Consider the following 12,619-nt stretch of genomic DNA (forward strand, 5'->3'; position numbering starts at 1 on the left):
ATGCAAAAACTGGACAGCATAAACGTTCTGGGGGGCGTCCTTGCCCCCTGCTCCCGCGATCCACAGACCGGGTTCTTTCGGGACGGGGCCTGTAACACCTGCGCCGAAGATCAGGGCAGTCACACGGTCTGCGCGGTCATGACGGCCGAGTTTTTGGCCTATTCCAAATATGTCGGCAATGACCTGAGCACACCGCGCCCTGAATTCGACTTTCCCGGTCTCAAACCCGGTGACAAATGGTGCCTTTGTGCCGGGCGTTTCCTGCAGGCCCATGACGAGGGCTGCGCGCCCAAGGCCGACCTTGAGGCCACACATCAGCGGGCGCTGGACATCGTCCCTATTGGAATCTTACGCGAATACGCCGCGAAACCCGATTGACCTCGGGGACAAAACCACATCAAAGAAACCCGCCAGCCGACACTTTGTTTAGCAAGCGCAAAACCGTTAAAAACGAGGTAGGCTATGAGCTTTATCGCGATGAACCGCTTCAAAGTCCGTCTGGGCAACGAAGCCGATTTCGAATCCGTTTGGAAAGACCGCGAAAGCCGCTTGAAAGAACTGCAAGGGTTTCAGGAGTTTCGCCTTCTGAAAGGCCCCGAAGACGACGGATATCGGCTGTATTCCAGCCATGTGATCTGGGACAATCGCAGCGATTTCGAAGCCTGGACCAAGTCCCAACAATTCCGGGATGCGCACAAAAACGCTGGCAACGGCAAGACGCAGTCGGCTCTGGTGGGACCACCTCAGTTCGAGGGGTTCGAAACGGTTTTGCATCAGAACTGATCAATCCATGTCGCCAACACCGGATTGATGTTTACACGGCGCGCGCCAGATAGCCACGCGATGTGCGCGAGGGCGGACCAGTTGGAAAACTGTGCTCCGCCTCCAGCAGCCACCCCGCATCCTTTAGCATCTTGGCCACCTGTTGCGGCCTGTAGGACCGGTGACGCCATTGAAGCCAGATAATCGCGTTGCACCAGTGCGGTTTGCTAACGACCAGCCATAGCTTTGCCGCTGGCGTGGCCTGCCTGCGCATGTGGTGTAGGGCATCGGTGGGGTCGCTGCAATGTTCAAGGACATGGGCGGCGAGAATGCAATCAAAGGGCTCGGCTGGGTGAAATTTCTCCAACCGTGATCGGGCAGTCTGGGTCGTAACGCCCCTTTGGGCCAATGCACCCTCGGCCTGTTTCAGCATTTTCCCGGATGGCTCGAGCAGAGTGACCCGACCTTTGGGTTGAATGACTGCACGTGCCTCGGCAAAAGCGCCGGTCCCGCACCCGACATCCAGCCCGTTCCGGCCTAAATCATCTGCTGAACCAGTCGACAGAAACCCCAGATAGGCGTCAAAATAGCCCAGCAGACGCATCTTATCCGCCCAGCCGGGTGCCGCGGCATCGTATTTTTGAGCGAGTTTATCTGAACTGGACGCGTCCTGCATGCCCACCAGCGTGGCATGAAAGACCCGGGACGCAAAGCCCCGGGTAGTCGTTAGCCAGCAGTACGTCCTTCGGTATCGGACATGTCGAAGTTCAGGTATTTGGCCACAGTCTGAACGTCCTTATCGCCGCGCCCGCACATGTTCATGCAGATCAGGTGATCCTTGGGCAGCTCTGGCGCGATCTTCATAACATGTGCCAGCGCGTGGCTGGGTTCCAACGCGGGGATAATGCCTTCGGTTGCACAGCACAGCTGGAACGCTTCCAGCGCCTCTTTGTCGGTGATCGAGACATAGTTCGCGCGACCGATGTCATTCAGCCAGGAATGCTCAGGCCCGATGCCGGGGTAATCCAGACCGGCCGAGATCGAATAGCCTTCAAGGATCTGGCCGTCATTATCCTGCAGCAGGTACGTGCGATTACCGTGCAGCACACCAGGGCGACCGCCGGTCAGCGAAGCGCAATGCTCCATCTTTTCGTTCACACCTTTGCCGCCCGCCTCAACACCGATGATGTTGACGCTCTTGTCGTCAAGGAACGGGTAGAACAGACCCATCGCATTCGACCCACCGCCGATGGCGGCGATAAGCGTATCGGGCAAACGGCCTTCGGCCTTTTGCATCTGCTCCTTAGCTTCCTTGCCGATGATTGACTGGAAGTCACGCACCATCGCCGGATACGGGTGCGGGCCCGCCACAGTGCCGATGCAGTAGAACGTGTCGCGCACATTGGTCACCCAGTCGCGTAGCGCGTCGTTCATCGCGTCTTTCAGCGTGCCTCTGCCGCTCGTCACCGGAATCACTTCGGCACCCAGCAAACGCATACGGAACACGTTGGGCGCTTGACGCTGTACGTCATGCGCGCCCATGTAGACGACACACTTAAGGCCAAACTTGGCGCAGACGGTGGCGGTGGCCACGCCGTGTTGCCCTGCCCCGGTTTCCGCAATAATTCGGGTTTTACCCATGCGCCGCGCCAGAATGATCTGGCCCAGAACATTGTTGATCTTGTGTGCGCCGGTGTGGTTCAGCTCATCGCGCTTGAGATAGATCTTCGCGCCGCCCAGGTGCTCAGTCAGGCGTTCCGCGTAGTACAGCGGCGAGGGGCGACCCACGTAGTTCGCCCACAGATCGTCCATTTCAGCCCAGAAAGTCGGATCATCCTTGGCCTTCTCATATTCCTCTTCCAGCGACAGAATCAGCGGCATCAGCGTTTCGCTGACAAACCGTCCGCCGAAGATGCCAAAGCGGCCCTGTTCGTCGGGACCGGACATGAAGGAATTGAATAGATCGTTGGCCATGGGTGTCTCCCTCGTCGTACCCGTTGTTCATAGGAGGTGCTGACAGGTTTTGCCATGGCAAAACGTATCATTCTGTGGGCCTGTATCGATGCTTCCAGATCCGCAGGGCCTGTTCTTCGGTTGGAACAGCAATGCATGAGAAATGGTGGAACTCGTGCGTGATGGACAACCGGTCTGACACCGCAAGAACGCGCCTGTGTGGTCCCGAATGGGCAAATGTCAGCATGGCCTCGGCGTCTTGCCAAACACTGAGTGAAAAGTAGAGCCCACCGTGAGGGAACATCTGCGCATGCTCGCATAATGGGTCTCCGCGCGCCTGCTTCAATGCCTGTCCTGCACGCCAAAAGAACTCTGGCGCGTTGTACCAATGGTTCAGGGTAACCCCGCCAATCGCTGCAAGCATCTTTGTTCCTCCCCGACGTTATATACGGGGGAGGTCAGCAAGCAGATCAATGGGCGGCGGAAACGAATTCAGAAATCTTAATGGAGTCTTTAACTCCGGGCGAACTTTCGACGCCGGAAGACACATCAACCTGTTTTGCGCCGGTCATACGGATCGCCTCGGCGACGTTGTCCGGAGTAAGTCCCCCGGCCAGCATCCACGGCTTTCGCCAGTATTTCCGGCCTGCCAGCAATCTCCAGTCAAAGGCAAGCCCGTTGCCACCCGGCAGTTCGGAGGTGCGCGGCGGCTTCGCGTCGATCAGCAATTGATCAGCCACTTCAGAATACAGATCAATCGCGCTCAGATCCTCAGCCTCGGCGATGCCGATTGCCTTCATCACCGGCAGGCCAAACCTGTCGCGTACTTCTGAAACCCGCTGGGGTGTTTCCTTGCCATGCAATTGCAACATGTCCAAGGGCACGCGTGCGATGATACGGTCCAGTTCTTCGTCCGTCGCATTCACGGTCAGCGCGACCTTGGCCACGCCTGCAGGAACAAGCTGCGACAGCCCTGCCGCGGCATCAAGGTCCAGATGCCGTGGCGATTTTGAGAAAAAGACAAAGCCGACGTAGCGTGCACCGGCATCAGCCGCAGCGCGCACGTGATCGGGTGCGGTTAGCCCGCAGATTTTTACAGCTACATCGGTCATATAAAGGTGCCTTAGCTGGCTTCGTCCAGCAGAGCCAGAACGTCGTCTTTGCCCTCATTCTGCTTTTTCTTGAGCTTTTTGACCTCACGCTCAAGCTTGCGCACTTCTCCGGTCTTGGTCGAGACATCGCGGCGGTGTTTATGCTCGCGCAGCCATTCCCACAGGAAGCCGATGATCAGACCGGCCACGACGCCGCCCAGCACCACGATGAACAGTGGCAAAGACGTTGAGAAATTGAGCCCCAGCAACTCGGCCAGGGCATCCGGCATCAGCTTCAACTCGACGATCTGGCGATTGGCCAGCGAGATTGACACAAGAACGATCCCGAGGATCGCCAGGAAAGCATATCGAAGGTAACGCATCATGGTGTCAGGCTTTACCGTTCAATCGGTCCCTTAGCAACTTGCCAGTTTTGAAGAATGGAACACATTTTTCTTCGACCTGCACGGTCTCACCCGTACGAGGATTGCGGCCAACACGCGCGTCACGTTGTTTGACCGAGAAGGCACCGAAGCCGCGCAGTTCAACACGGTCGCCACGCGCCATAGCATCTGTCACTTCTTCGAACACGGTATTCACAATCCGCTCGACATCACGCTGATAGAGATGTGGGTTTTCGTCGGCGATTTTCTGAATCAGTTCTGAACGGATCATGAGTGTTACCCTCCCAGGCGACCGGTTAACCATGTCTATACTTCTGGACAGTATAGGAAAAAACCGTGATCGGGGGAACGTAAACTCTGTGTGCAAAGCATTCATTTTACAGCAAAGTCGCGCGATTTTTTGCTTGTTCAGGCAAAATCCGCTCTTAAAGCGTGAACGACGGCCGCAATAAGCCCAAATTTTGGAACATATTGATTCGCAACAAAAACGGCCCCGCGCGTCTGCACGGGGCCGTAAACTCGGCTGAAAATCCAACCTGAGCTTAGTCGCCGGATTTCAGCGCTGCACCCAGGATATCGCCCAGCGATGCGCCCGAGTCGGAAGAACCGTACTGTTCCACGGCCTCTTTCTCTTCGGCGATCTCACGTGCCTTGATCGACAGACCCAGACGGCGAGTCTTGCTGTCGACATTAGTGACGCGGACGTCGATCTTGTCGTTAACCGAGAAACGCTCGGGGCGCTGCTCTGCACGATCACGCGACAGGTCGGAACGACGGATGAAGGACTTCATGCCTTCGTATTCCACCTCGATGCCGCCATCTTCGATCGCAGTGACTTCGACAGTGATGATCGAACCGCGCTTCACGCCGCCAACGGCTTCTGCGAACTTGTCACCACCCAGGGCTTTGATCGACAGCGAGATACGCTCTTTTTCCACGTCAACTTCCGAGACAACGGCCGAAACCATGTCGCCTTTGCGGTAGTTCTGGATCGCATCTTCGCCACGTTCGTCCCACGACAGGTCGGACAGGTGAACCATGCCGTCGATGTCGCCTTCGAGGCCAATGAACAGACCAAATTCGGTGATGTTTTTGACTTCGCCTTCGACTTCGGTGCCCTCGGGGTGTGTTTCTGCAAACACTTCCCACGGGTTGCGCATGGTCTGCTTCAGGCCCAGAGACACGCGACGCTTGGCGCCGTCGATTTCCAGAACCATGACGTCGACTTCCTGGCTGGTCGAAACGATCTTGCCGGGGTGGACGTTTTTCTTGGTCCAGGACATCTCGGACACGTGCACCAGACCTTCGACACCGGCTTCCAGCTCGACGAACGCGCCGTAGTCGGTGATGTTGGTGACGCGACCCTGATGGACCGAGCTCAGCGGATACTTGGCAGCAACCAGATCCCATGGATCTTCCTGCAGCTGCTTCATGCCCAGGCTGATGCGGTGGGTCTCTTTGTTGATCTTGATGACCTGAACCTTGATGGTTTCGCCGATCGTCAGGATCTCGGACGGGTGATTCACACGACGCCATGCCATGTCAGTGACGTGCAGCAGGCCGTCAACGCCGCCCAGGTCAACAAACGCACCGTATTCGGTGATGTTCTTGACCACGCCTTCGACGGTCTGACCTTCGGTCAGGTTGCCAATGACTTCGGCACGCTGTTCGGCACGCGATTCTTCCAGGATAGCGCGGCGCGACACAACGATGTTGCCACGGCGGCGGTCCATTTTCAGAATCTGGAACGGCTGCTTCAGACCCATCAGCGGGCCAGCGTCGCGCACGGGGCGAACGTCAACCTGCGAGCCGGGCAGGAACGCAACTGCGCCACCCAGATCGACGGTGAAGCCACCTTTGACGCGGCCAAAGATTGCACCTTCGACGCGCTGGTCGTCGGCATATGCTTTTTCCAGACGGTCCCATGCCTCTTCACGGCGGGCCATCTCGCGCGAGATAACGGCTTCGCCACGGGCGTTTTCTGCGGCGCGCAGGTAGACTTCTACCTCGTCACCAACAGCGATTTCAGGAGCTTCGCCGGGATTCGCGAATTCTTTCAGATCAACGCGGCCTTCCATTTTGTAGCCAACGTCGATGATGGCTTGGCCGGCTTCGATCGCCAGTACCTTGCCTTTGACAACAGAACCCTCTTCGGGCGTGTCCATTTCGAAGCTTTCGTTCAGGAGGGCTTCGAATTCCTCCATGGTTGTATCAGCCATCTGGCAGTGTTTTCCTTTACATACGTTTTTACTGGCCGAGCGGTTGTCTCCGCCGGTCTTGTTTCATGGTGTCATCGGACGTGACCCGGTGCGCCGCTGAGCAAACAAACACAAAGGGCCGAGGTGACCCGGCCCTGCTCAGTAACGTCATCCGGACGTTGACCGCCCTTGTGTTGACAGCGCGCGTATATGCGGAATTCCCGACATGTGCAAGAGGAAAGCCTTGATATACAGGGCATCGGCCGCCGTCACACTCGGCGCGCCATGTCCCAAACGCGCCCGTCCCGTTGCAACATAGATTGCTCAATCGCATTCAATCGCGAACAGGCATCATCTGGATTATGCGCGCCGCCTACTTTATGCCAAATGCGCAGCGCCGAGGCCGGGCTCCACGGCAGACAAGCCGAGGCAAGCCACCATCGCAATTCGGCAGGCAACGCATCATAGGCCTGCATTGGCGCTCCCGTCCGCCGGCGGCGTTTGATCCGGCTGCGCAAGTTTCGGTTCTTTCTGCGGTCAGTCATTGTGCGCTCCATTCATCGGCACGCACGAACCCAGACTGTCGGGTGTCAACGGATATCGTCATGCTCACTCGATACTTTTGCTATGTTATTACATTTGAAAAAACCATGTGCAACCACTCTCGTTAGGCGCAACTCCCGATTCCTGCGAAGAATGTCGTGTTTCGAACAGCAAAGTCTGCGCCACTTGCGAAGCTTTGAAAAAGTCGGAGGATCTCATGCGTCAAGACCTGAACTTTCTCGTCATCATTTCAGACGAACACCGCAAAGACGCAATGGGATGCGCTGGCCATCCGATTGTCAAAACGCCCAATCTGGATGCACTGGCCGCGCGCGGAACGATGTTTGAGTCCGCCTACACACCCTCTCCCATGTGCGTACCCACACGGGCGGCGCTTGCGACCGGAGACTGGGTTCACACGACAGGAAACTGGGACAGCGCAACCCCCTATGACGGGCGCCCGCGCAGCTGGATGAGGCAGGTGCGCGACGCCGGGCGCGAGGTCGTCTCTATTGGAAAACTGCATTTCAGGTCCAACGAAGACGACAATGGCTTCTCCCAGGAGGTCTTGCCGATGCACGTGGTCGGAGGTGTCGGCTGGGCCGTTGGGCTTTTGCGCGAAAACCCACCAGACTATGATTCGGCATCCGAGTTGGCGGGCGATGTGGGCGTCGGGCCCAGCACCTATACCGATTACGATCTGGACATTACCGCAGCAGCCGAGGCATGGCTGGCCGATCCCACACGCCAGGACAAACCCTGGGCTGCATTCATGTCGCTGGTCAGTCCGCACTGTCCCCTGACCTGTCCCAAGGAATGGTACGACCTTTACGATCCAGCTCATATGGATTTGCCGGTCGGGTATGGCACAGGGCTGCCGGATCATGAAGAGCTGCGCAACATCGCTGCGTTCTTCAACTACGATGACTATTTTGACGAACAGAAAATGCGCGAGGCGAAATCGGCTTATTATGGCCTGACCTCATTGATGGACGATTGCGTGGGGCGCATCCTGAAAGCCGTGTCCGACAGTGGTCAGGCCGAAAATACGGTCGTGATCTATGTCTCGGACCACGGTGACATGATGGGGGATCAGGGGTTTTGGACCAAACAGGTGATGTATGAGGCCAGTGCAGGAATTCCGATGATCGCGGCGGGCCCGGGTATCCCGGTCGGCCGGCGTGTCACCACATGCACCAATCTGACCGATATCGCTGCAACCGCCCGGGACGTCTGCGGCGTCGAAGACGACGACGGCAACGCGGGTCAACCCGGCTTGTCTCTGATCGGGTTGGCCAAAGCACCGGACGACCCCGACCGGACCGGTTTCAGCGAATACCACGATGGTGGGTCAAAAACCGGCAGTTTCATGGTGCGATGGGGCAAGTGGAAATACGTCTACTATGTCGGTCAGCCCCCGCAATTGTTCGACCTGTCAACCGATCCTCAAGAACAGACCAACCGCGCGCTGGATCGGGTAAATGACCCGCAGGTTCGGACTGCGCTGGTCGAAGGGGAAAGCCGTCTGCGCGAAATTTGTGACCCCGAAGGGGTCAACGCCCGCGCCTTTGCCGACCAGCGAAAGAAAATCGAAGACCTGGGCGGAGAAGAAGCCTGCCGCACGGCCTTTGTCTTCAATCACACGCCCACCCCGTCCGAGCAGGAAAAGCTGCGTGAAGGACCCGCGCTTTAGCGCAGGCATTTTACATTTCTCTAGTAGGCCCTTGGTCCGCGCAGCGCAGTTCAATGCTGCCATCACTGCAATGCTGCGCGGAGCGTCCGGTACGTCTAGAACAATTGCAGATCTTTCCTGCCACTTTGGATTTCGGCAAGGTTCGGCATGTTCTGGATTGCCACGGGTGCAAGTTGTTCGCCCGGCATCGCGACGGTCGGTTGCATCGCAGCCGCCATACCAAAGGCTGGCGGTTGCTCCAGCTCTCCTCGGATATCGCGCAGCAGTGTTTTGTGATCGGGCATCGCCTTGAGGATCTGCGCAAGATCCACCTTCGCGCCCTTCCACCACTGGAACCAAATCGGTTTCTTCAACGGCCGCAGACGATCACGGATGCCAGTCCCATAGCCGGTCTCATAGACCTGCTTGCCCAAAAGAACCGTCTGATAAACGCGGAAATTAAACAGTGTGGCAAATTCGACATCGTGTTCCATGGGCAGGCGGTGCTGCCACAATTCCAGGTTTTCGGCCAAACGATCCGGTATCTTCATCTCTGTGCGCGCATCGATCCAATATTGATCATCCGTGCGGTTGCCCAGTCGATAGTGCAGACAGATGAAATCCAGGACCTCATCATACATCTGGTTCATTTGCCGGTTATATCTTGCCCGCAGCGATGGTTCGATGTCGCGTGTAGGCAGGTGTTCTGCGAACCAGCGCACCGCGTGATCAACCATATGGATTGCGGTACTTTCCAACGGTTCAATGAACCCGCCAGACAAACCGATTGCCAGACAGTTCTTGACCCAGGCATTGCGCACGCGCCCGATGCGCATCGGGATCACGCGCGGTGTCAAACCTTTGCCGCTGTCGCCTAGCCATTCGAGATATTCATCTGCCGCCTGATCATCCGTGCGATGCGCCGATGAATACACATATCCTGTGCCCACACGGTTGTAGAGCGGCACCCGCCATGTCCAACCGGCGCCCAGCGCGGTAGACCGGGTGACGCTTTCGATTTTCTCTGGGTCGGGATGTTCAATCTGCAACGCCATGGCGCGGTCGTTGGGCAGGTAATCCGAGTAATCCATAAACGGCTCACCCAGTGCTTTGTTGATGATCAAACCGCGGAACCCGGTGCAATCTATGACCATCTCGATGTCGTGGCGGCCCTTACGCTCTAACATCAGATGGCTGACATTACCCTGTTCATCCAGCTCAACCGCCTGCACCTCATCCTGAATGTGCTCCACCCCGCGCTTGGTGCAGACCTTGGTCAGCATGCCCGCAAATTTCACGGCGTCCAGATGATATGCGTAGCCAAACCGTTGTTCGAACTCGGGCTGACCCAGCGGTCGCCCGCCCTTGCACAGGCGGGCCAGATCGTCGTGCGGCGAGATGGATTGCGTAAAGTCCCGATCGCCATTGCCAAAGCGCAAGAAGTATTCGGCGGCTTCCAATCCTTCCAACAACTGACCGTGGGCAAAAGGGTTCACGTAGTCGATGCGATTGCCCTTTGCGTCCTTATTCCAATTGCAGAACTTCACGCCCAGCTTGAACGACGCATTGGTCTCGCGGAAAAAATCCCGCTCGGAAATGCCCGCTTGGCGCAGTGTGACCGGCATACGCGGTACCGTGGCCTCACCGACGCCAACGGTGGCGATATTGGGGCTTTCGATCAGGCAGATGCGCGGGCGATCCTTGGGGGCCGAGGTGCGTGAAAACACCATGTCCAGTATCAGCGCGGTCATCCAACCCGCCGTGCCACCACCCACGATAGTGATCTTACGCAAACGATTATTCATATTGTTCTGTCCCTGTTGGCTTGAGGGATTTTTTGGCTGCTTCCCCTTTTTGTTTTTGAGGATTGTTTGGCAGCCTTCCCTTCTGGCATGGGCAAAGCATAGCAGGTTTCCTGCGTCCAGCTAGGGTCTAGCGCGCCCTGACCTGAATGTACTTTCCTTCTTTCGGCAAAGCGACGCTCGGTCACGGCACCCTACCCCGGGCAGTACAAATAACCGCGATGCGTTAAAGGCAAACCGGGCCGCCGATGGACCGCAGCTTCTGCGCGGCAACTTGAAATCAGAGCAAACGCAATTCCCGGGCGCGTGTCAGATTTCCTCACTTTTTTTCAGAAGCTCTTCGATCAGATCGCGCTGCAAATCCTGGCTGTCGCCCCCTCCGAATTCCGCCGCGCCACCGGTGTACAAGGTGCCATAAGTCTTGGCGATATTCACTGTCTGGGCCAGCCCCGAGATCAGTTGGTTCTTGTCCAGCCGGGATAGCGGATGGATGTACGCAGCCCACAAGATACCATTCGCGAGCGCGTAACGCGCGTCTAGCGTACTGTCAAAATTCGCCTGCATCACGCGTTCAAGGTCAGCGGGCGACAAATCTTCGGCGCTGCCAATCGCGACCATGGCCCGCATCCGATCCGCATTGATATCCGTAACAACCAGCACCGTTACGTCCCCAACCTTCAGCTCAAACCCCGGTCCAAACGGTTTCGCGTCAGGATCGAGCGCAAAGATGATCTTTCCCAACCGCTCATACGTCATTGGGGGTTCCGGCTCAGCCGTCTCTTGGGCCAATGCACCTCCGGCAAGGAAAATCATCAATAAGGCTAGTCGGATCATGGCATCGCTCCTGCAGGCTATGGATCGACAATAGGGTCGGGGCGCAGACCTGACCAAACAAAGCTTGGTGAACAGTATTTCGAAGGCACCGACAGCTTTGAACGATCTGCAAGATACTCGGGGCTTTCTGCGATAGCTCGTTCAGAACCTAGTTCCTAGCTTTAGTTCAGCGGCTGGCAGACCTGCTGGCCGGACTCTGAACCGGAAAGGAAATACAAATGAAGTCTCTCGTTCTTACCACCCTGATCGCCACATTGCCCCTGATCGCAGCCCCGGCCTTTGCTGCGGATGAGATCAACGTATCAAACGGTATTTCTGCCGCCGGTGCGCCGCTTGCCGCGCATGGGGTCGATCTGGTGACTCTCGTTAACGACGGCAACCCGGTCGATGGCTTTGCCACCCACTCGGCCACTTATGACGGCGCATCTTATTACTTCACCAGCGCCGCCAACCGCGAAGCGTTCGAGGCCAACCCGGCGGCCTACCTGCCACAACATGGCGGGTTCTGTTCGTTCGGCGTTTCTGTGGGCAAAAAATTCGACGGCGATCCGGATCAATACCTTGTGGCTGACGGAAAGCTGTATCTGTTCCTGAACGCTGATACTCGCGCGGCGTTCCTTGAAGATGTCTCTGCCACATCCGAAACCGCTGACAATCAGTGGTCCAAGATCAAAAGTATCGCGGTCGGAGAACTGTAATCTGGCCACAAAAGACCAAGGCCTGCACGGTTACGACCGTGCGGGCTTTTTTGCTTCAATGACCTTGATGGCTTTTTCCAACGCGGCTTCGACGCTCAAATCTGACGTGTCCAGCAAGACTGCATCCTCTGCTGGCTTCATCGGCGCAGTGCTGCGTTCCGTATCCCGCGCGTCGCGCTCTTTTACGTCCGACAGCACCTGTTCACGCGAGATATCATTGCCCTTCGCGCTAAGCTCAAGGAACCGACGCTCGGCCCGAACTTCGGGGCTGGCGGTGACGAACAGTTTCACCTCGGCCTCGGGACAAATCACAGTACCGATGTCGCGACCATCCAGCACAGCGCCCCCGCAGCGGCGCGCAAACGCCCGCTGGAAGTCAACCAACGCGGCCCGAACCTCGGGAATCACGGCTACTTTTGAGGCTGCTTGCGCAATCTCGGCCGTACGCAAATCGCCCTGCTCCAACTCTTCGGGGGTCAGGGCGTGCGCTGCCGCAATCGGCTCGAGTCCCTGCAAAGTCCGCCTGCCGACCGCGCGGTACAAAAGCCCGGTGTCCAGATGCGCGAAGCCAAACCGGGCCGCGACCGCCTTTGAGATCGTGCCCTTCCCTGCCGCAGCTGGTCCATCAATGGCGATAGTGAATTGTGAATCCGACATCAAAC

General features: G+C 57.3%; 15 protein-coding genes. 4 read left to right on the plus strand and 11 right to left on the minus strand.

What is annotated here, in order from left to right:
• The gene (locus AC2FI9_RS09005; RefSeq protein ID WP_496767100.1) at positions 1-378 is read left to right on the plus strand and encodes a DUF2237 family protein; all 378 of its coding nucleotides are present in this window, start codon (positions 1-3) and stop codon (positions 376-378) included.
• A gap of 84 nt (positions 379-462) precedes the next feature.
• A complete protein-coding gene (gene hmuQ, locus AC2FI9_RS09010; protein ID WP_496767101.1) occupies positions 463-783 on the plus strand; it encodes a heme-degrading protein HmuQ in 321 nt (106 codons plus the stop codon).
• A 31-nt stretch (positions 784-814) separates the two neighbouring features.
• On the opposite strand, the gene AC2FI9_RS09015 is transcribed toward hmuQ, so the two are convergent.
• The 8 genes from AC2FI9_RS09015 to AC2FI9_RS09050 all read right to left on the minus strand — a co-directional run bounded on the left by AC2FI9_RS09015 (position 815) and on the right by AC2FI9_RS09050 (position 6,953).
• Entirely contained in the window at positions 815-1,438 is a 624-nt protein-coding gene (locus AC2FI9_RS09015; protein ID WP_496767102.1) for a class I SAM-dependent methyltransferase, read from the minus strand.
• A 50-nt stretch (positions 1,439-1,488) separates the two neighbouring features.
• On the minus strand, positions 1,489-2,736 hold the full coding sequence (trpB, locus tag AC2FI9_RS09020) for a tryptophan synthase subunit beta (protein WP_496767103.1): 1,248 nt from the start codon (positions 2,734-2,736) through the stop codon (positions 1,489-1,491).
• Between the two features lie 67 nt (positions 2,737-2,803).
• Positions 2,804-3,139: a hypothetical protein gene (locus tag AC2FI9_RS09025; protein WP_496767104.1), complete on the minus strand. Its 336-nt coding sequence runs from the start codon at positions 3,137-3,139 to the stop codon at positions 2,804-2,806.
• Between the two features lie 46 nt (positions 3,140-3,185).
• Positions 3,186-3,827: a phosphoribosylanthranilate isomerase gene (locus AC2FI9_RS09030; protein WP_496767105.1), complete on the minus strand. Its 642-nt coding sequence runs from the start codon at positions 3,825-3,827 to the stop codon at positions 3,186-3,188.
• 11 nt (positions 3,828-3,838) lie between these two features.
• Positions 3,839-4,189, minus strand: a complete 351-nt coding sequence (locus AC2FI9_RS09035; RefSeq protein ID WP_496735491.1) for a lipopolysaccharide assembly protein LapA domain-containing protein — start codon at positions 4,187-4,189, stop codon at positions 3,839-3,841.
• Between the two features lie 7 nt (positions 4,190-4,196).
• Entirely contained in the window at positions 4,197-4,481 is a 285-nt protein-coding gene (ihfB, locus tag AC2FI9_RS09040) for an integration host factor subunit beta (RefSeq protein WP_037310872.1), read from the minus strand.
• A gap of 271 nt (positions 4,482-4,752) precedes the next feature.
• Complete coding sequence (gene rpsA, locus AC2FI9_RS09045) at positions 4,753-6,429, minus strand: 30S ribosomal protein S1 (protein ID WP_058279471.1); 1,677 nt, start codon at positions 6,427-6,429, stop codon at positions 4,753-4,755.
• 248 nt (positions 6,430-6,677) lie between these two features.
• The gene (locus tag AC2FI9_RS09050) at positions 6,678-6,953 is read right to left on the minus strand and encodes a DUF6525 family protein (protein WP_496740164.1); all 276 of its coding nucleotides are present in this window, start codon (positions 6,951-6,953) and stop codon (positions 6,678-6,680) included.
• Positions 6,954-7,168: 215 nt separating this feature from the next.
• Between AC2FI9_RS09050 and AC2FI9_RS09055 the strand changes: the two genes are divergently transcribed.
• Positions 7,169-8,644 (plus strand): sulfatase family protein, encoded by a 1,476-nt coding sequence (locus tag AC2FI9_RS09055; protein ID WP_496767106.1) that lies wholly within the window; start codon positions 7,169-7,171, stop codon positions 8,642-8,644.
• 95 nt (positions 8,645-8,739) lie between these two features.
• Here AC2FI9_RS09055 and AC2FI9_RS09060 read toward each other — a convergent pair whose 3' ends face one another.
• A complete protein-coding gene (locus AC2FI9_RS09060) occupies positions 8,740-10,428 on the minus strand; it encodes a tryptophan halogenase family protein (RefSeq protein ID WP_496767107.1) in 1,689 nt (562 codons plus the stop codon).
• A gap of 306 nt (positions 10,429-10,734) precedes the next feature.
• The gene (locus AC2FI9_RS09065) at positions 10,735-11,259 is read right to left on the minus strand and encodes a hypothetical protein (protein WP_496767108.1); all 525 of its coding nucleotides are present in this window, start codon (positions 11,257-11,259) and stop codon (positions 10,735-10,737) included.
• A 218-nt stretch (positions 11,260-11,477) separates the two neighbouring features.
• On the opposite strand from AC2FI9_RS09065, the gene AC2FI9_RS09070 reads away from it, so the two are divergent.
• Positions 11,478-11,957, plus strand: a complete 480-nt coding sequence (locus AC2FI9_RS09070; RefSeq protein ID WP_058273166.1) for a YHS domain-containing (seleno)protein — start codon at positions 11,478-11,480, stop codon at positions 11,955-11,957.
• A 30-nt stretch (positions 11,958-11,987) separates the two neighbouring features.
• On the opposite strand, the gene cmk is transcribed toward AC2FI9_RS09070, so the two are convergent.
• Entirely contained in the window at positions 11,988-12,614 is a 627-nt protein-coding gene (gene cmk, locus AC2FI9_RS09075) for a (d)CMP kinase (RefSeq protein WP_496767109.1), read from the minus strand.
• Positions 12,615-12,619 lie beyond the last annotated feature (5 nt).

This window comes from Ruegeria sp. CDSA246, from assembly GCF_059611225.1.